This window comes from Paenibacillus sp. P13VS, assembly GCF_015143645.1.
GTDB lineage: Bacteria > Bacillota > Bacilli > Paenibacillales > Paenibacillaceae > Paenibacillus > Paenibacillus xylanilyticus_A.
In genome coordinates this window covers 13,551-39,322 of record NZ_WYEV01000021.1, presented here as the reverse complement: position 1 = coordinate 39,322, position 25,772 = coordinate 13,551, and the positions used below count along the sequence as shown (strand labels likewise).

Here is a 25,772-nt window from a genome sequence, read left to right as displayed (position 1 = left end):
AAGTACATGCCCTATAGAGCGCAGACAAAAAAATCCTGCATTCACAGGATTCAGCTGCACTTATTCGCCGTATCATTGCGAAGCTGCATGTTGACGGCCACGCGCATTTCATCAATATCGAAAGGCTTCGTGAAATGCATAAGCGCACCGAGATCAGTAGCTTCCTTGATCATGTCCAGTTCGCCATAAGCTGTCATCATGATAACTTTGATATCCGGATCAATTTCCTTAATATGCTTCAAAATTTCAAGGCCATCCATGCCTGGAATCTTCATATCGAGCAACACTAGATCAGGCTTATCTGTATTCACAATTTCCAGAGCGATCTTGCCATTTGGAGCCTGGAATGTGTTATATCCCTCACTGCTGAATACTTCCATTAAGAGGATTCGAATCCCGTTCTGGTCATCAACGATTAACACTTTTTTATTTTCCACTCTGTAACCTCCTGGATTTTAGGAAAGCATGTATTTCTCCGAATCTGGATAACTATCCCATAGTCGTCATGATAAGTATTCTACCCTCCCCATTAAAATCCTGCCCCAAGCACAAATTACAGCAAACATTTTATCCATGTCACGCTTGCACGCGAGCTACTGCCGAAACCAAAAAAGAGGTGCTCACCGCACCAGCCTGCAAACACAGGCCAATCGGCAAACACCCCTCTACATTATAGGGTAAACTCGATATTATTTTTCTGCATTTTCCAATGAAGCTTTTACGAATTCACGGAACAATGGCTGTGGACGGTTCGGACGGGATGTAAATTCCGGATGGAATTGTACAGCCAGGAACCATGGGTGTCCCGGAAGTTCCACGATCTCAACCAGACGGCCATCCGGAGATGTACCGGAGATGACCAGACCTGCTTTTTCAATCGCTTCACGGTACTCATTGTTGAACTCATACCGGTGACGGTGTCTCTCATATACCAGCTCGTCATCATAACATGCCATAGCCAAAGAACCTTCTTGCAGCTTACAAGGATATAGACCCAGACGCATTGTACCGCCCAGATTTTCGATATCTTTTTGTTCTGGCAGCAGGTCGATTACCGGGAATTCGGTAGCCGGGTTAATCTCAGAGCTGTTCGCACCATTCAGACCTACAATGGAACGTGCATATTCGATTACGGAAACCTGCATACCCAGGCAAATACCGAAGAATGGAATGTTTTTCTCACGGGCATAACGGATCGCCGATACTTTACCTTCGATACCACGATCTCCGAAACCACCCGGAACAAGGATACCGCCAACACCATGCAGCAGGTCGCCTACGTTCTCGTCTGTGATATCTTCGGAATGGATCCAGCGAATCTTCACATCTGCATTGGATGCGAATCCTGCATGAGACAGGGATTCAACAACACTCAAATAAGCATCGTGCAGTGCTACATATTTACCAACAATGGCAATCTCAACGGTACGCTGCAATTTGCTGATGCGGTCAACCAGCCCTTCCCACTCGCTCATATCCGGTGCAGGAGTGGTCAGCTTCAGGTGATTTACCACGATTTCATCCAAACCTTCTTCACGCAGGTTCAAAGGCACTTCATACAATGTGCTTGCATCGCGACATTCAACTACGGCATTTTCATCAATGTCACAGAAGAGAGCGATTTTGGCTTTCATGTCTTTGGACAGCTCGTACTCAGTACGGCATACAATCACGTTTGGCTGGATACCGATACTGCGCAATTCTTTCACGCTGTGCTGGGTTGGTTTGGTTTTTACTTCACCCGCTGCCTTGATGTAAGGAATCAGCGTTACATGGATATACATTACGTTGTCACGGCCAACATCACTCTTGATCTGACGAATAGCTTCCAGGAAAGGCAAGCTCTCAATATCACCTACAGTTCCGCCGATCTCTGTAATAACCACATCCGAACCTGCTTCACGTCCAGCGCGGAATACGCGCTCCTTGATCTCGTTCGTAATATGCGGAATAACCTGTACCGTGCCGCCGAGGTATTCTCCGCGCCGCTCTTTGCTAATAACGGAGGAATACACTTTACCCGTCGTGACGTTGCTGTTTTTGGAGAGGTTGATATCGATAAAACGTTCATAGTGACCAAGGTCCAAATCCGTTTCCGCGCCATCATCCGTTACAAAAACCTCACCGTGCTGATAAGGACTCATTGTTCCCGGGTCGATGTTGATGTATGGGTCAAATTTTTGAATAGTTACCTTGAGACCTCTGTTTTTCAGCAGTCTGCCCAACGAGGCAGCCGTGATCCCTTTACCCAGGGAGGACACAACTCCGCCCGTCACGAAAATATACTTTGTCACTGTTATTACCCTCCTAATATAAATGCAGAAATTCAGGCGATATATGGTGTTATCGTAACCCGTTTCCCAGGTAATCATCGTTAAAAAGAGCAATGGCAGAAATTCCCTGCATCTGCGTACTGCTCTTTTGTGCGAAGACCGTGTGTAAACCTTGTTCTACAGCTAAGAATGGTGCAAATTTTCCGAAAGCCAAACATCCATGCCTGTCCCCAAGATGGCATCAACCGATCTCTTGTCGACGTTTTTTTATATACAAAAAATGGGCCACGGATGTTTGGCCGGGAGCGTGCGGAAATCAATCATTTTGCAATATTCTGCCTCTAAAAATACAAAAAAAAGTACTCCCGCAGGACGGGGCACTTTTTATAAAAAACATAAATATATTCTCGCTCATTCATAAGCCCATGCAATAGTTTACCCGTTACCCCGTTCGCTGTCAAGGCTGACTATCTGGGGAAAACGGGTAAATTATCGACGTCAAAAATGACGGTTACTTATCGGAATCGTCGTCAAAATCATCCTCGTCTTCGGACTCATCTTCATCGTCTTCATCGAGGTCTTCGTCATCCAAATCATCATCTTCAACCAGAACTTCTTCATCGCTGTCATCTTCATCAAAGATGTCGTCATCGTCGTCGTCATCATCGTCATCATCATCTTGATCATCATCGGCATTGTCGAAGTCTTCGTCACTGTTGTAGCTGTCTTCCTCTTCGCCAAAGTCCTCATCTTCCAGATCATCGTCTTCATCGTTGATGATGCGCGGACGCTTCGCACCCGTCATGGAGTCTTCTGTTCCACCTACTGGATACCAGCGTTTCAATCCCCAAAGACTTGTACCGACGCAGGCAAAACGGCCATCGATATTGATCTCGGTATATAGCTGGGCGATAAACTCGTTGATTTCTTCATCAGTCATTCCGCGCTGTTTCGCTACCTCATTCATCAAATCACGGTAGTAATACGGCGTATTGGCCGCTTTCAGCACCATAAAGGCAAGGTCAACCAAAGGAATCTCTCTTACCTTTTCTTTATCAATTTTCAAATTGAGCGAGGTACTCACTGACAGACACTTCCTCTCACACATAATTCACTTTATATCCCTACGAGCTGGACCGTTACGTATAACATATCCATTAACAAACCTAAGTAAAACCTATTTAGCGGTAAAAAGCAAGTTTTTATGTAGGCATTTGATATAAATTCAAGGTGTCGTGCTTCCCGTTTGCAAATATGTCGATTCTGTAAAAGTTAGCGAAAAATGAAAAAGACGGAGTCCCCTCCGCCTTCTGACTGTATACCCTCGTAGGATTGCTCCTCACCAGGTTCCCCGCAAGAGCCCTCTAGCTCTCCATCCATCATATGTCCCTGCGCCCGTTTTGACACGAAGACAATGTCTTTTTGCAAAAAAAGGGCAAGTTCCCCATGCGGCGGGATGAACGCATTCATAGAATACCTCAGCATGTTCATCCCGAAGGGGGCAGCCCATAATGGACTATACTGGTTTTTTGCATCAATTAGTTGAAGGAATGCAACGTCCTGAACCGGAACAGGCAGGGCGGTACCTGATCCGGTTCGCCAAACCTGGACAGTATGAAGCCTGTCTGCTTGAGCTCTCGCGGATGCGGAATGAGCATACTCATCTTAGCATGGTACGATCCTCACGGCTGGCCCGCTCCATTATCGCTCCGGTCCATTGTCCGGAGGTTCTGGATCAATACCGTGATGAGATTACCGTAGAGGAAGATATGCAAATCTCCCTTCATGCAACAGCACTTCACAACAAGCCGGCCACAGCTCAAGGGGTTCCATGGGGAGTGAAGCAGATTCGTGCACCGAAAGTATGGTCCGTCTCCACAGGACACCGGATCAAAATCGGCGTGATCGATACAGGTGCCGATTATCACCACCCTGATCTAAGGTACTCCCTGGCTCGCGGGATCAACCTGTTAAACCGCAGTCTGCTTCCTCATGACGACAACGGTCATGGTACCCATATTGCCGGAACGATCGCCGCAGCAAATAGCACGGAAGGCATGATTGGCGTAGCTCCGCGTTCCCTGATCTATCCGGTCAAGGCATTTGACCATAACGGCTCCGCCTATGTCTCTGATATTGTACTGGGCATCGACTGGTGTGTGCGTAACCGGGTCGATATTATCAATATGAGTTTCGGCATGAAAACCCGCAGCAAGGCACTCCTTGATGTGGTTAACCGTGCACATCAGGCTGGCATCGTCATTGTGGCTTCGTCAGGAAATGACGGCAAACGCCGCAGTATAGATTATCCTGCACGCTATCCGCAGACCATTTCGGTGGGAGCCACCGACAAAAATCGGCGGATTGCGTCCTTCAGCAACCGCGGCGCATATGTGGATGTCTATGCCCCTGGCGACAAGATCATCTCTTCCTGGGTGCAGGGCAAGCACCATGAGATGAGTGGCACATCCATGGCTACGTCTCATGTGAGCGGTGCTATTGCACTTCTGCTCGCGAAGCATCCAGGTCTCTCACCCAGTGAGATCAAGACACTGGTCAAGCGCGCAACCGTTCCGCTGCGCGCACGCAAGTCCACCACCGCGAAGAGCAAAGTGCGCGGTGGCGAGATTGACGCACTCCGGCTGATGCAGGAGGGCGGCGGGTAATGGGGCAGCTGCGTATTGCCGCTGCCCTTGGGGTCTTGCCAGCAGCAGCCTATGGCAGGCTGGCTGGCTCGGTGCCCGGCTGGTCCGCCAAGTCTTGGCGGGATGAAGCACCGGGCACAGCAAAAAGTCTCCATGTCCACGCTGCATTGCAGGCGTGATGCATGGAGACTTTTTGCCATGGGCCAAGCCGCTGCTGCGGTGCTTGGCCTGACGGTTTACATTTTGTCTGGTGCGGATACGCCTACCAGACGGAGCGCTGTCGCGATGACGGTACGAACGGCACCGATCAGCGCCAGACGCGCTTGGGTTTGACCCGCGTCTTCAGTAATGACGCGTTCAGCACGATAGTAGCTGTGGAACAATGAAGCCAGCTCATATACATAACGGATCATACGATGAGGCGCATATCCGGTAGCTGCAGCGGCAATCTCTTCAGGCAGCTCGCCCATTTTGCGAAGAAGATCGAATTCATGCTCCGTATTCAGCTTGGACAGGTCAATCTGTGCCAGCGGAAGCAGCTCAATACCCTGCTCTTCAGCCTGACGGTATACGCTGCATACGCGGGCATGCGCATATTGTACATAGAATACCGGGTTCTCATTGGACGTCGAAATCGCGAGATCCATATCAAAGTCCAGATGGGAATCCATGCTGCGCATCGTGAAGAAGTAACGGATCGCGTCAATACCCACTTCATCCATCAGATCTTCCATCGTTACCGCTTTACCGGTACGCTTCGACATCTTCACTTTTTCACCGTTCTGGAACAAGCTCACCATCTGTGCAATCAATACCACCAGCTTGGATGGGTCATTACCCAGTGCCTGCATTGCTGCTTTCATCCGTGGAATATATCCATGGTGGTCAGCTCCCCAAATGTTGATCATCGTGTCATATCCACGGGAATACTTGTCACGGTGATATGCAATATCCGGCGTCAGGTACGTGTACGTGCCATCGTTTTTGATCAATACACGTTCCTTGTCGTCACCATATTGCATGGTTTTCAGCCAAGTTGCTCCGTCTTTTTCGTAAATTTCGTCACGATCACGCAATTCGTCAAGGACACGAAGCACTTCCCCATTGTCGTACAGAGAAGTCTCGCTGAACCAGATGTCAAAGTTGACGCGGAAGCGATTCAGGTCGCGCTTGATTTTATCGAGCTCTTTCTCCAGACCATAGTCACGGAAATAAGCAGCACGGTCACCTGGATGCATCGACAGCAAGCTGTCTCCCTTTTCGGCTACCAGCTCCTTGGCAAATCCTTTGATATCCTCGCCGTGGTAACCATCTTCCGGCATCTCGGCATCCTGACCCAGCTCCTGCAAATAACGTGCTTCAATGGAACGTGCCAGGTTAAACACCTGGTTACCCGCATCATTAATGTAGTATTCACGTGTTACGTCATACCCGGCATAATCGAGGATGTTGCAGAGCGCATCACCCACAGCCGCTCCACGGGCATGTCCCAGATGCAAGCTGCCTGTCGGGTTTGCACTGACAAACTCCATCTCGACCTTGCGCCCTTCGCCGACATTGATCCGTCCGTAGTTCTCACCTTGTTCATGAACAAGTTCAAGCACCGGGTAAAGGTAGCTCTTGTCCAATTTGAAGTTGATAAATCCTGGTCCGGCAATCTCTGCCTTCTCGATTCCAGCTTCCACAAGGTTCAGATTCGCAATGATCTCTTCTGCAATCTGGCGTGGATTGCGCTTAGCAATCTTGGTCAGCTGCATGGCTGCATTGGTCGCCAAATCCCCGTGCGACTTGTCACGCGGCACTTCAAGTGTGATGGCTGGCAGTTCCTCTTGCGTAACGAGGCCGGCAGCAACAACAGCATTGCCGATCGCGGTACTTACCCGTTCGTTAATCGTATCTAGTGGATTACGTGTCATGAAATTGGTTCCTCCTGTATGTGCAAACTGATCTCAAAATGTCCGGCTTCTTCGTCAAAGCGGTAAAAGTCATAGCTCCACGCTGCGCGTGCGCTCAATCCCTGTATGGAAAGGTCCAGCTTATGTGTATGCGTGGACAGGGTAAATGACATGTAAGGTGATCGGTAAAAACCTGGGAGCTTGCGATTCATTTCAAACGTTTGCTCCGATTCCACCTCACCATGGCGTATAATCTTGAGGGATTGTCCACCAAGCTTCAATGTTGTTCGAGTAATCCCGCCCTCAGGTCCAGCCTGCGGCTCTTCGTAACGAACGTAGAGCACAGAACCCTTCAAAACAGCTTCACCCTTCATTTCCTGCAGCACATCTTCGCCTTCATAACGGCTGTGCAGCCGGATCTGAACCGGTCGCATGTTCGACATGAATGTTAACCTCCAATATATTCGAGGCGGCGCAAAATTGGGCAGGACCGGTGAGAACAGCCCTTCCCGAATTCGAGTACCGCTATACGCGCTAATATGACCAGATAGCTAGCTATCCTACACTCTACTGTATAACTATATCCAGTTCACCCGCTCAATTCAAATCCAAATTCAGAGTTTTTGTCCCATATCATCAAAAAAAGCAGAGCGACACCCTAAAAGTGCAGCCCTGCTTTGTTACATTATAATGAAATCAAACGTTAGAAGCTCGACCACCTGGATTCATAAGGGAATGGGCATGTCGATTCTGCCAGCTTGGCACGAACCTGGACCAGACAGCCGCAATAGCGGCAGGTCGTGCCATATTGCAGCCCTGCGCAGTCTGCACAGCAGGATAATCGCCTCTCATATTCCTCGTCCTGAACGACAGGGCGCGAACGCGATGCAATCTCCACCAATCGGGCCATTTTGGAATCACTGATGTTGACAGCATGCTGATCACTGCAGCCCTTACATGACTCCTGCTTAGCCCCAAAATGACTTGAATTAGATGTGCTCATCGCATTACTCCTGGATTGCAAGTACCCCTACAGATGCAGGCGGCAGAACAAAACGCAATTCCTGATTAACCAGGGTAACACCCTTCCAATTCGTTGGCTCAACCTTGTTCGGATCTTCAAATGTATTGAATGCACCAAAATCGGCATGATGCAGAATTCGACCAGAGACGGAAGAAGATTCCGCAGCTTCAAGCTGGCATACCACTTCCAGCTCATCTGTGTGACTGAGATTGCATGCCGTTACATGAATCACTCCGTCCTTACTGCGGGAAGCGGACAAGCTAAGCTGAGGAATGGTATCTTCACCAAGCGTATATCCAGGGCTCTCATAGTTCAGCTCCAACCGCTGTGCATCCATATGAACCTGGTACATATCAAACACATGATATGTTGGGGTGAGCAGCATACGCTCGCCTTCTGTCAGGACCAGAGCCTGCAGCACATTAACGATCTGTGCCAAATTGGCCATTTGCACCCGTTTATTGTAGCGATTGAACAGGTTGAGGTTAATGCCAGCCACGAGCGCATCCCGCATTGTGTTTTGCTGATAGAGGAATCCTGGATTCGTCCCTGGCTCGACGTTGTACCAGGTTCCCCATTCATCAATAATAAGTCCCACCTTGCAGTCCGGGTCATATTTATCCATAATCTCGGAATGCTTCACGATCAATTCTTCCATGCGCAAAGTACGCTTCAGGGTCTGAAACCAGGCTTGATCATCAAATCCGGTCGATTCGCCCTTATCACTCCACACTCCCGTAGGCAATGTATAATAATGAAGGCTTAAGCCGTTCATGTGCTGTCCCGCTTCACGCATCAATACTTCTGTCCAGTGGTAGTTGTCCTCGTTGGGCCCGCAGGCAATCTTATAGATCTGATTATCAGAATAATTACGTACATATGTAGCATACCGACGATACTCATCCGCGTAATACTCGGCACGCATGTTACCGCCGCATCCCCAGTTTTCATTACCCACGCCAAAGTAAGTCAGTTTCCACGGCTTATCCCTACCGTTATCCTTGCGCCAGTTGGCCATGGGAGATTCCCCGTCAAACGTTATGTATTCAACCCACTGCTGCATTTCATGGACGGTTCCGCTACCCACATTGCCACTGATATATGGTTCTGTTCCTAACAGCTCACATAATCTTAGGAATTCATGTGTTCCAAAATGGTTATTCTCTTCCACGCCGCCCCAGTTTGTATTGATCATGCGTGCACGTTCATTCTTCGGGCCAACGCCATCCTTCCAGTGATATTCATCAGCAAAACAACCACCCGGCCAGCGAAGTACCGGAATATTCAGCTTCTGCAGTGCGGCCAGCACGTCATTGCGTATCCCTTCCGTATTCGGAATGGGCGAATCTTCCCCTACCCAAATCCCTTCGTAAATACAGCGTCCCAAGTGCTCAGAAAAGTGACCGTATATATTGCGATTTATTAATCCTTGATCTGAATTCACCTTTAAAGTAACACCAACCATAATTTCAACCTCCCAAAATGTGTTGTTACCGCTTACAATAACTTGTTTTCAAACAGGTTTCAACCGTTTTTATTTTTACAAAAACAAGCCCTTTACCAGCATAATTCCTCTGGAAAGGACTTGTTTATCGGGCACAATCAAAATAGAGCTACGAAATGGTTTTTTTTCGATTCAACTAGTGAATTTGGTTAGTTGTTATTTCAAATTAAAGGGCCATTTAATCCTGCTCTGAAGGTAACAACATTTTTTGTACCCAAGAAGTTCCCCCATCTGTCGTTTGATAGACGGCAGGTGAGTTGTCACTTGTTACAATGAGCCAGCCTGTTTGGGCTGATGGGAATGAAATCCGCGAGCTATAACCCGGATCCTTCAGATCGATATTTTTCCACGTGGAACCTGCATCATACGAACGCCCAATACCCACTTTACCAGCAGCAGGAGATCCGCCTGAGAGATAACCAGTCTGGTCACCGATTAGCGACATGTTCCCAGGATGGCCCTCTGGGTCTGCCGGGCCTTTTCCTTTCCCGATATTGCTGCCACCTGGTGCAGAGCCTCCGCCTGCTGTCGACTGAGCAAACACCTGCCTCCAGCTTCTGCCGTCATTCCCGCTTGCATATAGGGAATACGATTGTTGAGACATGCCTGCATTACCATACAGGACAGCCCATACCTGCTTCCCGTTTGCATATAGATCTGCCCCATTCCATGTGGCTGAAGCGACTTTGAGAGAGGTTGTCCAGTTCTTACCCCCATCCGTTGTCCGTAGCAGCTGATATCCCGAGCCCGGTACAACTTGTACAGCATACCCTTGTTGATTTGTGGTGAAAGCCGCCGATCTCGTATTTGCGGGGGTATGGATTTTAATCCAGCTTAATCCGCCGTCCTGTGTTCGATACGCACCATTATAGGTATAGCCATAACCTTCGTTTTTATTTTTAAAATCAATTCGCTTGAACTGCATGCCAGGGGTATCAAGTCGGTTCCAATGTGATCCCCCATCTGTCGTGCGAATAAGATACGTCTTGGCAGAATCCTTCATTTGCGCTAAGGCAAATCCATTTACGTTATTCGGAAAATCGATCTGCGTGAACTGCCATTGTCCTGTATAGATGGATTGCCATGTACACCCCGCATTCGAGGTGCCAATCAGGAACCCCTCCCCAGCAGCACGACCCGTTGTGTTGTTCAGAAAATCAATGTCTGTAAACTGCAGATGCTGTTCTTCTACACCGCTTCCTTTCTTCAATGCAGCAGACAATCCGTGATCTCCACTTCCACAAGTGGATGAAGCTGCAGCAGCACTTACACCGGACTGTGCATATACCGGCCCCCATCCCCAAGCCAGCGTTAAGGATAATGCCAATGTCCCAATCCGTTTCCATGTGATCGCACTCTTTGTTGTCATCGCGACACCTCCTTCTATGTTTTACCCGAATTTTCACGTTCTAAGGTAACAATTAGTCTATCACCAATGACATTACTGCAATAAAAAAACCACCTTCACCTACGATTGGTATCTTGTAGATAAGGGTGGTCGTTCGTAAACGTTTGGATGACCTCAATCAAATGGGATATGTCTTCATCGCAATAATAACAAAACTGATACTAAGAAACAGACATAACCCAAAATTTAATTTGTTGTATCTAAATTCCCGGATACCATATGCTGCGAAAAGCATTGCCAGGTTACAAAGGCAGCCAGGTCAGATTAAAAAATACGGTCATCATGAATATAAGATTGATTATAAATATCACAAGAACGGAGCTAAACCACTTTGGAACCATACTCAAGTGAGCCAGAATCGCTTGCATAGACATCCACCTTTCTCTATACCCAATATTATACATCATTGATAGATTCACCCCACTCTTTAAATTGCTCTTGAAGAACGAGGCATTCATGGTATGCAATAAATGGTAGAGTCATGCGAACATACGTGCTATAATTGATATTAAGGACCGTGAATTACGGTGGATGTTTTCATGACCGCGGCGCAGCTTCCCGAAAGGGGGTGACGTCGATGGTCAAACTTGTGGCGTTGCTTGATGTGATCCGGTGGATTGCTGCGATTCTCAGTCTGGTACTGAGTATACGAAGGCTATACCGTTGGTTGCGTAAAAAGTTTCGTAACAAGCGAAAACCCACCTCATAGGTTGGAGCCTGACGGTGGGTTTCGCTTGAACTAAGCTATTCAGTTTAATGCACGCCGTGGCAGTCCACAGCCTTTCTGGTCCTCAGAGTCCTATGTCGCTACCAACGACAAGGGCTCTTTTTATAGTATATGGCCGAACCAGACCACCATATACTTCCTGATGTAATACAACAATAAATTGATATATTACCTATTAACGTTGTAGCCAGTATAACATAGTCGTGGGCCGAGGTTCAATGAAGTGAATCCCACCAATCAAATATTCGATTCGCTAAAACAGGATGGTGGAGCATCCTTTACAAGTGTCCTGATAACGAAAACACCCTCCCCTACGCAAAATTGGACCCGCGCAGGAAGAGAGTGTTATGTTCTAACCATTATTCAGGTTATTCTATTACTTCACGAAACCAAGCAGCATCTCACGGATCAGCTTAGCCGCTACAATCTGAGTCTGTTGTGTTGGATCATAGATTGGCGCTACCTCAACCAGGTCACAGCCAACTACATTTACATCCGATCCGGCAATCATGTGGACGGCTTCAAGCAGTTCTTTGGACGTGATACCGCCCGCTTCCGCTGTACCTGTTCCTGGAGCAGCCGATGGATCAAGCACATCGATATCGATGGTCACATACACTGGACGATTGCCCATTTTAGGAAGAGCTTCCTTCATTGGAGCTGCGACTTCAAACGGGTAGAAGTTAATGTTCTCCCGGCCATACTGGAACTCTTCACGGGAGCCGGAACGGATTCCGAATTGATAAATATTTTTGCCGCCCATCAGCTCAGCAGCTTTGCGTACTGGCGTCGAGTGGGACAACGGCTCACCTTCATAGCTTTCACGAAGGTCTGCATGTGCATCAATATGAATCAGGATGAGATCCGGATATTTCTTGTACACTTGTTGGATCACTGGCCAAGTGACCAGATGCTCCCCGCCAAGACCGATCGGGAATTTGTCATCAGCCAGCAGGCTGCCGATATATTCGTGGATTACTTCAAGGCTGCGTCCTGCGTTACCGAAAGGCAAGAGCAGATCTCCAGCGTCGAAGTAGGTCATATCGACAATACTCTTGTCGAGGTACGGGCTGTATTCTTCAAGTCCAACCGAAGCCTGACGGATATGAGAAGGGCCGAACCGGGAACCCGGGCGGAAGCTGACAGTATAGTCCATGGGCATCCCGTAGATGACCGCTTTGGAATTCTCATAATCCTCGGAACTGCAAATAAATACGTTACCAGAATAAGCTTGATCCAATTTCATTAATGATTTCCCCTTTATTTCGTTAAGTCTTCCACGAATTTAGGAAGTACAAAGGCTGCCTTATGCAAACGTGGTGAGTAGTATTTGGTGTCCATCTCTGGAATTTGAGTCTCATCCACTTGAAGTGGATCATGTTTCTTGCTGCCCATTGTGAATGTCCACAGACCGCTTGGGTACGTTGGAATGTTACAGCCGTATACATGTACAATGGGGAAGATTTCTTTCACATCCTTGTTTACCTTTTGAATCAGGTCTGCTTTGAACCAAGGGTTGTCGGTTTGTGCGACAAAGATGCCATCTTCTTTCAATGCTTCATGGATCCCTTGATAAAAACCACGTTCAAACAGTGGTGCAGCCGGACCTACAGGCTCCGTGGAATCCACGATGATTACATCGTACTCATTTTTATGTTCAATAATATGCATATAGCCGTCATTCACGAGCACTTCAACATTAGGCTCGTCCAGTTTACCGGCGATTTCAGGCAAATATTTTTTGGAATACTCAATAACTTTACCGTCGATTTCGACGAGAACTGCTTTTTCTACCGCAGCGTGTTTGATGACTTCACGGATAACGCCGCCGTCACCACCACCTACAACCAACACTTTTTTCGGATTTGGGTGAGTGTTCAGGGCAGGGTGAGCCGCCATCTCGTGATATACGAACTCATCTTTCACAGTTGTCATCACCATACCGTCAAGCAGCAGCATGTTACCGAATTCCTCGGTTTCTACCATAGCCAAGTCCTGAAAGTCCGTCTTCTCGCTTACATATGTCTGCTTAATCTTCGCGGTAATCCCGAATGCCGGGGTCTGTTTCTCCGTGAACCACAATTCCATGATCTCTACCTTCTTTCCGTAAAGTTATTGATCAGCCATATCAAGCATGGCGCTGCACGCCGCCCGGTTCGCACAAGCACGCCCAGCGTTCGGCGCCAAAGCATTAGGGTTGCTGGCTGCGGGAAAGGTCCGCGTTCACTTCATTATATAGATTAAATTGACCACAGCGTGCTAAGCGTCTGACCGATCAACGAATCAATGACAATTGGTGCTGTTCGTCTTTCTGTGCCTTTTTGTATGTTGTGCCGAACTGCTACTTTTCATTACCCTTTTGCATTATACGCGATAGATGTTTATCCTGCAAAACGGTTTTTTCTGCAGAAATGCTACATTTTAAACTGTTCCGCGGCAGACTGAATATCCCTGTCCATGAAATCCCATACTGGGAAGAAAAGAAGAAAGGAGCCCGTTCCATGACTCAACATCGCCAGAAAACCCGCAAACGCGGGTTCCGTTTATTAAAATGGATTAAAAGCCTCTCTCTGCTCGCTGTTCTCGGCGTTATTGCGACGATTGCAGGATTGGTGTATCTATATGCGACCAGCCTACCCCTAGCTGATTCGGATCGCAACTCAAGACTGCTGGATAGCCAAGGCGAAGTCATCGCCACCTTCTCTGCAGGCGGCAAGGATTCTGTACCCGTGCAGCTACAAGACATCTCACCAGACCTGGTCAATGCCACTCTGGCTGTTGAGGATCGCAAATTCTACGACCATTATGGTTTTGACATTCAAGGGGTGGGACGGGCCGTGCTCGTTAACCTGCAGCATATGAAAATGTCCCAAGGTGCCAGCACCCTCACGCAACAGCTTGCGCGAAATCTATATCTTTCTCATGAGAAGACTTGGACTCGCAAGGCCAAAGAGGCCATGTACACGGCACAGCTTGAAATGAAGTACAGCAAAGATGAAATTCTGCAAATGTATCTCAATGAAATCTATTATGGTCATGGTGCCTACGGCATTGAAGCAGCTTCGCGTATGTATTTCGGCAAATCAGCCAAACAGCTTGATTTGGCGGAAAGCGCCATGCTCGCAGGCATTCCAAAAGGCCCCACCTACTATTCTCCATATAACCATATGAAGAACGCGAAGGATCGGCAGAAGATCGTACTGGCTGCCATGGTCGATATCGGCAAGATAACCAAAGCCGAAGCGGACAAGGCTTATGAGGAAATGCTGTCTTTTAAACCGGAAAGTGAACGAAAAACAGTAGAAAGCGCGCCCTATTTCCGGGATTACATTCGCAGCCTTGCAGTCAAGGAGCTGGGCATTAGTGAAGCCATGCTGGACCATGGAGGACTAAATATATACACCACTCTGGATCTGCGTGTGCAAAAGGCAGCTGAAGACGCTGTAGCCAAAGGCATGGACCCGAGCAGTGAACTGGAGACAGCTCTCGTGTCCATAGACCCTCGTACAGGCTATATTAAGGCTATGGTAGGCGGCAAAAACTACCGGAACAATCAGATCAACCATGTGCTGGCGACGACACGCCAGCCAGGATCTGCATTTAAGCCTATTATGTATCTGGCTGCACTGGAATCCAAAGAGCTGACAAGTGCATCCATCTTCAATAGTGAACCAACCCTGTTTCACTATGACAATGATCGCAAGACCTATAAACCTGGCAATTTCGGCGACAAGTATCTGGGGGAAATTGATCTAAGGCAGGCCATTGCCGCTTCGGACAATATCTATGCGGTCAATACGATAATGCAGATTGGGCCGGATCAGGTTGTGAATATGGCCAAAAGCCTGGGGATTACAAGCAATCTGAGCGCTGTCCCTTCTCTCGCCTTGGGTACCTCGCCCGTAAGCCCACTGGAGATGGCTTCTGCCTTCTCGGTTATTGCTGCAGGTGGACAGCGGACGCCTCCTGTCGCCATTCTGCAGGTGACGGATGCAGCAGGACGTGTCATCTATGAAGCACCACAAACCAAGGCAGAGAATGTGGTAGAACCGGCCGCAGCATATGTACTGACACGTTTAATGGAAAGTGTGTTCGAAAATGGCGGTACAGGGAACCGGGTTGCTACCACAATTAAGCGCCCCGTAGCAGGCAAAACCGGTACGACCAATACGGATGCCTGGATGGTTGGCTTCACCCCAGAACTCTCGACCGCAGTATGGGTCGGTTATGATCAGGGCAAAGCCATCTCCACGTCGGATGGACGCCGCGCAGCACCGATGTTTGCCCAATTTACAGAACAGGCTCTTGCGAGTGTACCGCCTAAGATCTTCCCTGTTCCCGATCATGTGGTCAGTGTCTATATTGATCCCGAGTCCGGAAAACTGGCGGGTAATGGCTGTGAAGAGAAACGGCTTGAGGTTTTCATTGACGGCACAGAACCGACAGAAACCTGTAGCGGGGCAACGGAGAATACTGACCCGAAAAAGAATGAAGAAAGTCGTGAGGTACAGAATCAAGATGGAATCCAGGAAGAGAAGCATTCGTGGTGGAGAGACTTTAAACGTTGGTGGGTAGAATGACGCAACTACGTAACGACTTGATAATGACTTAATTGCGTCACTGTGATTGACCGGCTTCAGGTTCTTTCTGCAGGTCAGTCTTGTTCACTATTTCAAAACCTCTTCCCACTTGTAAAGCAAAAGCCCCGACCGATCATTTCGGTTGCGGGGCTTTTCATGCTCCTTTTAAAGGATACAGCATACAAGGCTTTTATCAGGAAAGTGCTTCTTTTAGTTCATCCGGAGAAGCGTTCCACCACTCTTCATTGTGTGTAATCAACAGCTTCTTGAGAGCTGCACGATCCTCTGGTCCGAGCTCATCCAGCATGAAGCGGCGCTTCATTGCATAATCCATCCGGTTTACATGGTCAGCCAGCAGCTTCCATCCTCGTTTCGCCTCGGTATCAATCCACATCTCGCACGCTGTTGCTCCGCCATATAACTGTCCCTGTTCCGTGCGGTCCACAGCTACCCAAACCAGCCATACCTGGCGACCGTTAGGTACATCTTCCCGATTCGTCGAAAACTTAATTCCACGTTCTACCTTGCTCTTTGCATGCATGGCACCAATATCAATCTTTGCCTCGCCATTATCAATAATAACCGGCGACAGGTTGTTCAGATCAATGGAGCCTGCACCGAAACCTTTATGTTTGCTCTTGGCACTTACGATATTCAAGGCAATCTGTTTTTTGCCGTTTTGCTCGTTTTGATCCATAGTTATAGCCTCCAAGGGTTGATACAAATATTTTAACTAATAATCGCCCCATTGCAAACATATACATGCTGTAGATGCTTGTCAACGGGAGGTATTTAACGATGATTCCACTACGCGCCAAGAGCTGGCTTACTGCAATTCTGGCCCTGTGTGTGTTTACCGGAGCCATATGGATCACTCTGGATCACACTCGTTCTACGACATCCGACTTGCCAACGCTCGCCCCGGAATTGGGCAAGCCTCCGGCAAAGGTCCAAACTCCGGCACCTCCAGAAAGTGTACAGACACCTACTGCTGAGGTGTTCAGCAACCGCGTGGTGGAATATCACATGGATGTGAAGCTGGTAGACGGCAATGTTTTGGAGGGAACGCAGACGCTGACCTGGACTCATCCGGGTAAAAAAACAGTCAGCGAAATTTATTTCCACCTATACCCCAATGCATTCTCTTCTACTGACACCACATTTATGAAGGAATCCGGCGGAAAGCTTCGCGGTGATGTGATGCCAACGGACGGTTACGGCTCCATGAATATTACGGAGATGAAAACAGAGGACGGGCTTTCCCTCCTGCACCGGATGCAGTATGTACAGCCGGATGACGGAAACATGAAAGACAAAACGCTCATAAAGGTGAGATTACCCAAACCGGTCAAGGGCGGGGAAACCATTACACTGCACACCCGGTTTGAGGTCAAGCTGCCCAAAATCTTTGCCCGCATGGGAACCGCTGAAAACTTCGTTATGGCGGGCCAATGGTTCCCCAAACTCAGTGTATACGAGCCTGCAAGCACGCGAGGGCGTACGGCTGAGGGCTGGAATCTGCATCAGTATCACGGGAATTCCGAGTTTTATGCGGATTTTGGCATCTATAGTGTGCGTATTCGGGTACCGGAAACATACAAGGTTGCCGCGACCGGGTTTCCAACGAAGCAGGCTGTTATTAAAAATGGCGAAAAGATCTATCAATTCTATGCTGATGATGTACACGACTTCGCCTGGGCAGCCTCACCTGACTTTGTTTATGCAGAAGAACCCTTCTCCGCTCCCAGCGTGCCAGGTGTACGAATCAAGCTCTATCTGGACCCAGCCCACCAGGATCTGAAGGAACGTTACTTCTATGCGGCCAAAGCAGCTCTTTCGAATTACAGCAAGTGGTTTGGTCCATATCCGTATTCCACGCTCTCGATTATTGTACCTCCAAAAACAGGCAATGGAGCAGGCGGCATGGAGTATCCTACCCTAGTTACAGCCTTCGGCGCGGATGACGCTACACCAGGCTACGATCTGGAACGCACGGTTGTACACGAGATTGGTCATCAGTACTTCTATGGTATGGTAGCCAGCAATGAATTTGAAGAAGCTTGGCTGGATGAGGGGTTCACCTCTTACGCAGAAGACAAACTGATGGAGCAGGAATACGGACTTATTCCGAATCTGCCCGTTCAATCCGGCTTAATTACTTCGCCTGCCTCACTCACGCAGGAGTCCTGGAAGTTTGATTCCCAGAATCATTACGCAGCCAATGTTTACACAAGGGGCAAGCTTGTGCTGCTGGGCATCGAACAACAAGTAGGCACCAAAACGATGGAACGCATTCTTTCAACTTATGTCAAAAAGTATCGGTTCAAACATCCCACTTCGGCCGATTTCCAAAAGGTCGTGGAGCAAGTGACCCGTAAATCCTGGTCTGATTATTTTAATCAATACGTATATGGGGACGGAATGGCCGACTTCGCCGTGGAGAATATCCAGGTCAAGCCTGTTGAGAAAGATGGTCAAACGTTGTACGAATCATCGGTAACCTTAGTAAAGAAAGGCAGCGACTACGAGAAGGTACCCGTACGCATCGTTTTTGAGGATGGACACATCGTCGCCAAGGAATGGGATGGCAGTAACGGTCGAATTACGTACAAGTTAACGTACAGCTCGCCTGTATCCTGGGCCATGACCGATCCGTTATATACCGTTGTGCTGGAAAACCGTCATATGAACAACTTTTTGAAAGCCGGTCTGGATGAACCATCCAAGTTCCGCTGGAGCATGAGTGTAACCAAACTTATTGAAGCTATATTCGGAGGTCTGTCATGGTGAGGTGGAGACAGTGAAAGCAAAAATACGTGAGGGCTGGTTTCTCGTCCGTCAGCATATGTTCATTGTGGCACTTTTATTTCTCTATCAGCTGGTGTGGGGTTACTTCATTTATAAAATGGTGCAATCGGCAGTCATCCCCTTGCTGCTGCGCTATCCGGACCCTGACGCCGGGGAGCTGAGTACCATTTTATTCAAAATGGAAAGCCAGCTCAATCTGTCTACCCATCCCGAGGTGCATCGCTATTTATGGATACTTGGGGCCATGCTCCTGCTCCGCATGCTGATTACCCCTCTCATCCAGGCAGGGCTGCTCTATTCATTACAACACTTCAATCATACAGAAGAACGTGTTCCTTTTGTACGTGGGATCAAGGCACTGTGGAAACCGATGATGCTGCTTCATTTCATTAAAACGCTATTATTGCTGCTGCCTGCGTACTGGCTGATCCCCAAGCTGTATAGTATCTTTCTGGATGGATTCCACTCGCTTCAATTGCTGCTGCCAGGCATTCCATATGTAGCCGGATGGATCGTATATGGATGGATCATACATCATGCTTTGTTATATATGCAGTTTGGCGCTACAGCTCCCGAGGATCAGGGCGGGGTAAAAGGTACATTTTTGGGTTTATTACTCGCCTTGCGTCATATCTTTCCTCTCATCGGTATCGCAGTGGTTCTGGGAGGAATTCATCTGCTCATCTTCGGTACTTTCACATCTGCGTCGTGGTTCCTGACAGGTCTCATCGGTCTCATCCTGCAACAAACCTATCCGCTCGCCAGATGTTTGCTCGATATATGGAAGATATGTGCTCATTTCCGTCTGTGGCAGTCCAAGTCCACCAAAGGTTAAAAAGTGTAATGAACCGCGCAAAAATTGTTACCATCTCCATGTAAACTTATGTCAATGTTAACGCTTTACAAAAACAAACCCCGACCTTTCCCCGTCAAAGGTCGAGGTTTTTTTTGCTAATTTTCTTGTTAAACGTTGCCAAAGGCTTACTCCTCTGTTACAATAATCGCAGTGAGTTTTTAGTAACAACTTTGTAATCTTTACCTCATGAATTGTAACTACTTAAAATTAAATCGTCATTTCTTGATTTCGCAGGTGCACAACTAGCATAGCCAAATTCCTGGCACCTGGGAAGCGGGGGAACCAGTTATGGGTGAATTGATCTTGCTACAGAGGGATCATAGGGGACCTTCAACCGAATCCTTAAGCTAACCTCGCAGGCGTTGGAAGGGGTATATCTCTTGTTCAAAAAGAAATTAACAGCAGCTGTCCTCAGCTTAACATTCGCACTATCACTTGGAGCAGGCAGCGCATTCGCAGATTCAAAAATGGATAAAGTAATTGATTCAGCAATGGGAACTACATACAAAAGTGGTGGAACAACGCTTAACGGCTTTGACTGCTCTGGATTCACACGGTATGTATTCGAAAAGCTGGGCATCGATTTGGCTCGTCAATCCAGTTCCCAATTCGACATGGGTGACTCGGTATCCCGCATGGAAATGAGACCAGGCGATCTGGTATTCTTCAATACAACGGGTAAAGGGGTTTCACACGTAGGGATTTTCGTGGGTGAAGGTAAGTTTGCACACTCCTCGTCTTCCAAAGGAGTTACGATTAGTTCTTTGAGTGAGAACTACTGGGCCAACCGCTATGTTGGCGCTAAACGGATTATGAGCACGGACGCATATGAGTCACTGGCCCTCGACTAGGGACAAGCTGAGCAACATCATACTGTAACGAAGCATAAATCAACCGCCCGGTACATTCTCCGCAGGAATGTATCCGGCGGTTTTTTTGTGCATCTTCGTCCGTGCCCTTATGATGTTTTTACCCATCCTACTGTAATATAAACGAAATTCCAGGAACTTTTGTTTCACTTTTTTTCAAGGGAGCAAAACCTTGCCAAATGCCCTCCTCTTTTGTAGAGTAAAATCAGGATTAAATACGAAATGACATATGTTATCAACAATTAGCGTATGACTAGAAGTAGCTTGTTCACAATGAAAGGAGCGTGCAGTGGTGTGGATGAAGCTTCTGTAACGTTTCACGTTGTGCCGATGCTGGAAGAACATGCAGCAATGATCTGCAGCTGGACATATGAACCACCCTATAACATCTATACCTGGCTGCCCTGGGAACAGATGAAGGCGCTGGAGGTTGAATTCGGCGATGAGCAGCTTCGAAAAGAGCAATATGCAGTTGTACTCGGAGAGCAGGATCAGCTTTGCGGATTCGTTCAATTCTTTCCTCTTGAAGGCGTGACGCGAATTGGGCTTGGCATGCACCCTGAACAGTGTGGACAAGGTCACGGTACTGCCTTCGTCTCTGCGATCGTGAAGGAAGCCATTCGGCGGAACCCTAGTCATGAGATCGATCTCGAAGTGCTCACCTGGAATACGCGGGCTATCCGGGTTTATCACAAGGCTGGATTTGTCACCCAGGATACGTATGAACGACAGACACCAAGCGGTTTGATGCCTTTTTATTGCATGGTCTATGAAGGACCCCGCTAATCTTAAACTAACCCTTAAACCGCGTAAGCCAAAGAAATTCATGCCCGTTTATGTGATTAGTTCAAAAAATTACCACAAAATGCTATGATGTCTTAACAGGTTCCGTTATAATGATATGGACAGTTTCAGTTTAGATGATCTTTCATTCTGGAGGGGACATAACGGATGCACAAATGGATCATGAGCGGGGTATTTTTTGCAGCATGCGCATTGGCTATTGTATTAATGTTTACGCTTCCAGGGAAAGAGGAAGTGGCTGAAGAAGCGAAACCAACCATGCCTGAAGTGGCAATGGATGCCGGACAGGCTGAAGCACTGGTCAAAACCAATTGTATCACGTGTCACGGGGACCAGCTTCAAGGTGGCGTAGGACCTGCACTAGCAAACATCGGCAGCAAGGATGATGTGGAGAAGATCTACTCTACCATTGTCAAAGGTAAAGGCGGCGGCATGCCTTCCTTCAAGGACAAACTGAAGGACGAGGAAATTGCCAATATCGCGATGTGGCTGGCTGAGAAGAAATAAGGAAATGAGATACACAGCAAAGAGGCCCCTGCCTTTCCTTACGGAATGGTACGGGCCTCTTCGTCATATCGTTCAGCCTCTGGCTGCGTGTTCTGCCAAAAAGGCTTCCACTTCACGTGCATACGGCATCCCCGACTGGGCGCCGAGCTTCGTTACGGATAACGCGGCCGCTCCCATGGCATAGCCTACTGCCGCGTCCAGTGTTTCCCCGCGCGCGAGAGCTACCGCCAGCGCGCCGTTGAAACAATCGCCAGCGCCGGTCGTATCGACGGCGCTTACGGCGTAGCCCGGCGCACGGCAAGCGCCGGCACGCCCTGCCTGTACGCGGCCGCCTGGCGCTGCCGCGTACACAGCCCCCTCGGGGCCGAGCGTCGTGACGACAGCGGCCCCGAGCGATGCGGCGAGCTCTGCGACCGCCGCATCCACGTCTTCCGGCCGGAGATCATCCCGGCCGGTAAGCACGGCAAGCTCGCTGCGGTTCGGCGTGACCACGTCGACGCACCGCAGGAGCTCCTGGGGCAGACCCGGCACCGCTGGAGCCGGGTTGAGCACCACCAGTGCGCTGCCTTCTGCCGCCAGTTCGGCGGCGCGGGTGACCGCTGGCAGCGGGATCTCAAGCTGCAGCAGCACCGCTGCGGCTGCAGTCAGGCTTTTTACCGTATCCGCCTCTTCCAGCATCTCCGGCACCACTTGTCCATTCGCTCCAGGAATAACGATAATCCGGTTGTCTCCCTTGGAGAGCCAGATCGATGCTGTACCTGTTACAGTGTCTTCCAATACACGAACCTGCGAGGCATCTGCCCCACTATCCGTCAGACTGTGCAGCAAGCGTTCCCCAAAACCGTCTGAACCCACTGCTCCAATCATCGTAGTCTGTCCACCCAGACGTGCAGTAGCAACGGCTTGGTTAGCCCCTTTGCCTCCCGCCAGATAGTGAAGCTCCTCACCGCTTACCGTTTCTCCCTCTTCCGGGATGATATCGGTCTTCACCACGAGGTCCATATTGAGACTGCCTACAACCGCGATCAGAGGCTTATTCTGATTCATGTCTGACATGTATGCTTCCTCATTTCTTGGCAGCACAACGATAACCGATCCCGGCTATGTCGTCCTCATTTTCTCAAACGTTTCGTTAAACTGCTCTGCTTCCTTAATATCTACAGATGTAATTCCACCCTCATCCCACGACGTGAGACGCAGCGTAACCGTTGTATAATCAATCGTAATAAAAGGATGATGATTAAATGCTTCCGAGATCGCCGCGACCTCATCCACGAATGCAATCCCTTTCATGTAGTTGGAAAATACGAACTTGCGGACAATCCACCGTCCCTCCTCCAGTTCCCAGCCTTCCAGCCTTCCCAGATGAGCTTCGACTTCTTCTTGCGTAAAAACCATACGTTATCTTCCTCCCCATAAAGACGGCACAAGGGTAGTCTCTAACCCTGTCCCTCATGCCATCCGAAACCTTGGTGCTACCACAGTAACCCCAACCGTCATAGGTTAGCCGCTCTGCGGCTCGCCCGTTTCATGACTCTCATCTTACCACGTACGGAACTCAAAATCCAATACTGTAAATGGCGTTAGAGCCAATAGCCGTAAGGCTTCCAGGCGTTTCCCCTTCCGGTTTCCACGCTAGAATTCCCCTTATATTCGGCCCTAGATTAGGGGTACAAATGTCAATTCTTCTTCCCCAATCAGAATATGAATGCGGTGCTGCTCCTTGTCATGAATAACCACACCACTCCCTACAGGAATGACCGACTCTGTGCCCAGCGCATAGAACAAGTCCTCTGCCAGAGCTTCGTCTACTTCGAGTTGCTCGTTTTCACCCAAACGGGACCAATCCTCTGCATCCATTTCGAAAAAAACATAACGATCCGGAATGCGGCCGATCGCCTGTGTCAAATCTGTCAATATTCCTTCATAATCCCGTCCATGCTTTACGCCCATTGGCTTTTTCACTCCTGTTTGGCCCCTAAAGAGCTGATTTGTTCTTATTATACCTGAAAATAACCCTTAAAAAAAAAGGGCATCTGGTCGATAAATACTATACATGACCGTTTCAGCTGTTACAGCATTTCTAAAAAATGCCATAGGTTAAACGGATTGCGGCCAAACATTCGCCCGGAAGCCCGAATACAGCCGCTTGAAAGGATTCAATTTTATCTCATGGATGAGGTGTATGATGGAAATTTCAACGATTATCGGACTAGTTTTAGGGCTGGTTTCACTTGTTCTCGGGATGTTCCTGAAGGGTGCTCCCCTGATCAATCTGGTTAACAACCCGGCAGCCTACGTTATTATCTTTGTTGGTACAGCAGCAACAATCTTCATGGCATTTCCAATGTCTGAAGTTAAAAAAATCCCCAAGCTTTTTGGGGTACTCTTCAAAAAGCAGCAACTGATTGACCGTGTTTCACTGATCGGCACATTTATGGAATGGGCTTCCACTACCCGTCGTGAAGGTTTGCTGGCACTGGAATCAAAAGTCGAAGAGATTGACGATCAATTCCTTCGCAGCGGTATGCGCATGATTATTGACGGCAACGACCAGGAATTTGTTAGTGATGTTTTGATGGAAGATATCCATGCCACCGAAGAGCGTCACCGCGGCGGAGCATTGATCTTCGCACAAGCGGGGATGTACGCTCCAACACTCGGGGTTCTCGGGGCCGTTGTAGGTCTGATTGCAGCCCTGGCCGACCTTAGTGATATGGAAAAGCTATCTCACGCGATTGCGGCTGCGTTCATTGCTACACTCCTTGGTATTTTTAGTGGTTACGTGTTGTGGCACCCGATGTCCAACAAGTTGAAGCGGATGTCCAAGAAAGAGATGGAGATCAAGCTGATGATGGTTGAAGGATTGTTATCCATTCAATCCGGTGTATCCACCATTGCCATCAACCAAAAATTATCTGTATTCCTGACACCTTCCGAACGTAGACAGCTGGAAGAGAAGGAGGGATCATCAGGTGAAAAAGGCTAAAAAACACGAGCCGCATGAAGAACATATAGACGAGAGCTGGTTGCTCCCGTATTCTGACTTGATGACACTGTTGCTTGCCCTGTTTATTACGTTGTTCTCCATGAGTTCTCTCGATGCAGCCAAGTTCGAACAGATGGCCTCGGCACTAAGCAGTGCACTGAATGGCGGCGCAGGTGTATTGGATCATACATCCATGAACCCTACGGAAGCCACAACCGACCTGGGCAAAAACAAACAGGTGCCTGAAGAGATCACCAAGAACAAATCTGCTCAGATTACAGATGCACAGATGGCTCAAAAAGAGCAGGAAGATCTGGAAAAACTCAAGAAACAACTGGACCAATACATTAGCAAAAACGGGCTATCGGACCAACTCAACACCAAGCTGAATCAATCTGAACTGAAGATTACCATCAGTGATAACGCTCTGTTCTCTTCAGGGCGAGCAGATGTGAAGCCTGAATCGCGATCACTGGCAAAAGCCATTTCCAACATGCTGCAGGAGTTCCCGCAATATGAAGTGGTTGTATCTGGCCATACTGATAATATTCCCATCTCGAACAGCCAATATAAGGATAACTGGGATCTAAGTGCGGATCGCGCACTGAACTTCCTCAAAATCCTCTTGTTGAACGACGCACTGGACCCTGCGAAGTTCACACCTAGCGGGTATGGTGAGTATCACCCGGTTGCCAGTAACCAGACCAATGTTGGACGGGCTCAGAATCGCCGTGTAGAGGTTTCTATTATCCGGAAGTATCAAAGCAACAATTCGACTGTGAAAGCAGTTAATCCAGTAAACTAGAAGTGAATGCAAGTTCAACAGGACGTTTTTCTCTCCGGTAGAGGAAAACGTCTTTTTGATGTGTAAATGTTTAGTCAC

At 48.4% G+C, this 25,772-nt stretch carries 26 protein-coding genes and 1 riboswitch; of the genes, 11 read left to right on the top strand and 15 right to left on the bottom strand.

The window, feature by feature from the left end:
* Positions 1 to 50: 50 nt before the first annotated feature.
* The 4 genes from GUA98_RS28390 to GUA98_RS29875 all read right to left on the bottom strand — a co-directional run bounded on the left by GUA98_RS28390 (position 51) and on the right by GUA98_RS29875 (position 3,743).
* Positions 51 to 437, bottom strand: coding sequence for a response regulator (locus GUA98_RS28390; protein WP_153976473.1), 387 nt, complete (start codon positions 435 to 437; stop codon positions 51 to 53).
* 252 nt (positions 438 to 689) lie between these two features.
* Complete coding sequence (locus GUA98_RS28385) at positions 690 to 2,294, bottom strand: CTP synthase (RefSeq protein WP_095293479.1); 1,605 nt, start codon at positions 2,292 to 2,294, stop codon at positions 690 to 692.
* A gap of 490 nt (positions 2,295 to 2,784) precedes the next feature.
* Positions 2,785 to 3,357 (bottom strand): DNA-directed RNA polymerase subunit delta, encoded by a 573-nt coding sequence (gene rpoE / locus GUA98_RS28380; RefSeq protein WP_153976472.1) that lies wholly within the window; start codon positions 3,355 to 3,357, stop codon positions 2,785 to 2,787.
* A 188-nt stretch (positions 3,358 to 3,545) separates the two neighbouring features.
* Complete coding sequence (locus tag GUA98_RS29875) at positions 3,546 to 3,743, bottom strand: hypothetical protein (RefSeq protein ID WP_227780175.1); 198 nt, start codon at positions 3,741 to 3,743, stop codon at positions 3,546 to 3,548.
* A 41-nt stretch (positions 3,744 to 3,784) separates the two neighbouring features.
* On the opposite strand from GUA98_RS29875, the gene GUA98_RS28375 reads away from it, so the two are divergent.
* Together GUA98_RS28375 and GUA98_RS28370 are read left to right on the top strand one after the other, a co-directional pair.
* Complete coding sequence (locus GUA98_RS28375) at positions 3,785 to 4,939, top strand: S8 family peptidase (RefSeq protein ID WP_095362307.1); 1,155 nt, start codon at positions 3,785 to 3,787, stop codon at positions 4,937 to 4,939.
* Entirely contained in the window at positions 4,939 to 5,097 is a 159-nt protein-coding gene (locus GUA98_RS28370; protein WP_193725117.1) for a hypothetical protein, read from the top strand. Before GUA98_RS28375 ends, GUA98_RS28370 begins: the two co-directional genes overlap by 1 nt.
* A 57-nt stretch (positions 5,098 to 5,154) precedes the next feature.
* Here GUA98_RS28370 and argS read toward each other — a convergent pair whose 3' ends face one another.
* From argS to GUA98_RS28345, 5 genes are all read right to left on the bottom strand, one after another.
* On the bottom strand, positions 5,155 to 6,834 hold the full coding sequence (gene argS / locus GUA98_RS28365; RefSeq protein WP_127541121.1) for an arginine--tRNA ligase: 1,680 nt from the start codon (positions 6,832 to 6,834) through the stop codon (positions 5,155 to 5,157).
* Entirely contained in the window at positions 6,831 to 7,256 is a 426-nt protein-coding gene (locus GUA98_RS28360; RefSeq protein ID WP_095293474.1) for a DUF1934 domain-containing protein, read from the bottom strand. Before GUA98_RS28360 ends, argS begins: the two co-directional genes overlap by 4 nt.
* 260 nt (positions 7,257 to 7,516) lie before the next feature.
* Positions 7,517 to 7,816, bottom strand: a complete 300-nt coding sequence (locus tag GUA98_RS28355; RefSeq protein WP_193725116.1) for a DUF6171 family protein — start codon at positions 7,814 to 7,816, stop codon at positions 7,517 to 7,519.
* Positions 7,817 to 7,820: 4 nt separating this feature from the next.
* Positions 7,821 to 9,302 carry an alpha-N-arabinofuranosidase gene (locus GUA98_RS28350; RefSeq protein ID WP_193725115.1) on the bottom strand — a complete coding sequence of 494 codons (1,482 nt, stop codon included), beginning with the start codon at positions 9,300 to 9,302 and terminating at the stop codon, positions 7,821 to 7,823.
* A 217-nt stretch (positions 9,303 to 9,519) separates the two neighbouring features.
* Complete coding sequence (locus tag GUA98_RS28345; RefSeq protein ID WP_193725114.1) at positions 9,520 to 10,710, bottom strand: WD40/YVTN/BNR-like repeat-containing protein; 1,191 nt, start codon at positions 10,708 to 10,710, stop codon at positions 9,520 to 9,522.
* A gap of 616 nt (positions 10,711 to 11,326) precedes the next feature.
* On the opposite strand from GUA98_RS28345, the gene GUA98_RS30095 reads away from it, so the two are divergent.
* Positions 11,327 to 11,458, top strand: coding sequence for a hypothetical protein (locus GUA98_RS30095; RefSeq protein ID WP_265333665.1), 132 nt, complete (start codon positions 11,327 to 11,329; stop codon positions 11,456 to 11,458).
* Positions 11,459 to 11,852: 394 nt separating this feature from the next.
* Here the strand turns inward: GUA98_RS30095 and speB are convergent, their stop codons facing one another.
* The gene (speB, locus tag GUA98_RS28340) at positions 11,853 to 12,722 is read right to left on the bottom strand and encodes an agmatinase (RefSeq protein WP_193725113.1); all 870 of its coding nucleotides are present in this window, start codon (positions 12,720 to 12,722) and stop codon (positions 11,853 to 11,855) included.
* Between the two features lie 14 nt (positions 12,723 to 12,736).
* Complete coding sequence (gene speE, locus GUA98_RS28335; protein WP_095293469.1) at positions 12,737 to 13,564, bottom strand: polyamine aminopropyltransferase; 828 nt, start codon at positions 13,562 to 13,564, stop codon at positions 12,737 to 12,739.
* 413 nt (positions 13,565 to 13,977) lie between these two features.
* Between speE and GUA98_RS28330 the strand changes: the two genes are divergently transcribed.
* On the top strand, positions 13,978 to 16,056 hold the full coding sequence (locus GUA98_RS28330) for a transglycosylase domain-containing protein (protein WP_193725112.1): 2,079 nt from the start codon (positions 13,978 to 13,980) through the stop codon (positions 16,054 to 16,056).
* Positions 16,057 to 16,249: 193 nt separating this feature from the next.
* Here GUA98_RS28330 and GUA98_RS28325 read toward each other — a convergent pair whose 3' ends face one another.
* Positions 16,250 to 16,753 carry a YwhD family protein gene (locus GUA98_RS28325; protein ID WP_095293467.1) on the bottom strand — a complete coding sequence of 168 codons (504 nt, stop codon included), beginning with the start codon at positions 16,751 to 16,753 and terminating at the stop codon, positions 16,250 to 16,252.
* 101 nt (positions 16,754 to 16,854) lie between these two features.
* Between GUA98_RS28325 and GUA98_RS28320 the strand changes: the two genes are divergently transcribed.
* The 5 genes from GUA98_RS28320 to GUA98_RS28300 all read left to right on the top strand — a co-directional run bounded on the left by GUA98_RS28320 (position 16,855) and on the right by GUA98_RS28300 (position 21,900).
* The gene (locus GUA98_RS28320; RefSeq protein ID WP_193725111.1) at positions 16,855 to 18,846 is read left to right on the top strand and encodes a M1 family metallopeptidase; all 1,992 of its coding nucleotides are present in this window, start codon (positions 16,855 to 16,857) and stop codon (positions 18,844 to 18,846) included.
* Positions 18,847 to 18,856: 10 nt separating this feature from the next.
* Positions 18,857 to 19,699 carry a hypothetical protein gene (locus GUA98_RS28315; RefSeq protein ID WP_193725110.1) on the top strand — a complete coding sequence of 281 codons (843 nt, stop codon included), beginning with the start codon at positions 18,857 to 18,859 and terminating at the stop codon, positions 19,697 to 19,699.
* Between the two features lie 260 nt (positions 19,700 to 19,959).
* Positions 19,960 to 20,097, top strand: a riboswitch (cyclic di-AMP (ydaO/yuaA leader).
* Positions 20,098 to 20,100: 3 nt separating this feature from the next.
* The gene (locus tag GUA98_RS28310) at positions 20,101 to 20,571 is read left to right on the top strand and encodes a C40 family peptidase (RefSeq protein WP_095293464.1); all 471 of its coding nucleotides are present in this window, start codon (positions 20,101 to 20,103) and stop codon (positions 20,569 to 20,571) included.
* A 291-nt stretch (positions 20,572 to 20,862) separates the two neighbouring features.
* Positions 20,863 to 21,375, top strand: a complete 513-nt coding sequence (locus GUA98_RS28305) for a GNAT family N-acetyltransferase (RefSeq protein WP_193725109.1) — start codon at positions 20,863 to 20,865, stop codon at positions 21,373 to 21,375.
* Positions 21,376 to 21,540: 165 nt separating this feature from the next.
* Positions 21,541 to 21,900, top strand: coding sequence for a c-type cytochrome (locus GUA98_RS28300; protein ID WP_153976460.1), 360 nt, complete (start codon positions 21,541 to 21,543; stop codon positions 21,898 to 21,900).
* A 72-nt stretch (positions 21,901 to 21,972) separates the two neighbouring features.
* Here GUA98_RS28300 and rbsK read toward each other — a convergent pair whose 3' ends face one another.
* The 3 genes from rbsK to GUA98_RS28285 form a co-directional block, all read right to left on the bottom strand.
* Positions 21,973 to 22,956 carry a ribokinase gene (gene rbsK / locus GUA98_RS28295; RefSeq protein ID WP_193725108.1) on the bottom strand — a complete coding sequence of 328 codons (984 nt, stop codon included), beginning with the start codon at positions 22,954 to 22,956 and terminating at the stop codon, positions 21,973 to 21,975.
* A 45-nt stretch (positions 22,957 to 23,001) separates the two neighbouring features.
* Positions 23,002 to 23,298, bottom strand: coding sequence for a 4a-hydroxytetrahydrobiopterin dehydratase (locus tag GUA98_RS28290; protein WP_095293460.1), 297 nt, complete (start codon positions 23,296 to 23,298; stop codon positions 23,002 to 23,004).
* A 261-nt stretch (positions 23,299 to 23,559) separates the two neighbouring features.
* Positions 23,560 to 23,853 carry a hypothetical protein gene (locus tag GUA98_RS28285; RefSeq protein ID WP_095293459.1) on the bottom strand — a complete coding sequence of 98 codons (294 nt, stop codon included), beginning with the start codon at positions 23,851 to 23,853 and terminating at the stop codon, positions 23,560 to 23,562.
* 235 nt (positions 23,854 to 24,088) lie between these two features.
* On the opposite strand from GUA98_RS28285, the gene motA reads away from it, so the two are divergent.
* Together motA and motB are read left to right on the top strand one after the other, a co-directional pair.
* Positions 24,089 to 24,889 carry a flagellar motor stator protein MotA gene (gene motA, locus GUA98_RS28280; RefSeq protein ID WP_095293458.1) on the top strand — a complete coding sequence of 267 codons (801 nt, stop codon included), beginning with the start codon at positions 24,089 to 24,091 and terminating at the stop codon, positions 24,887 to 24,889.
* Positions 24,876 to 25,694, top strand: a complete 819-nt coding sequence (gene motB, locus GUA98_RS28275) for a flagellar motor protein MotB (RefSeq protein WP_153976458.1) — start codon at positions 24,876 to 24,878, stop codon at positions 25,692 to 25,694. The genes motA and motB overlap by 14 nt, the downstream gene beginning before the upstream one ends.
* Positions 25,695 to 25,772: the final 78 nt, after the last annotated feature.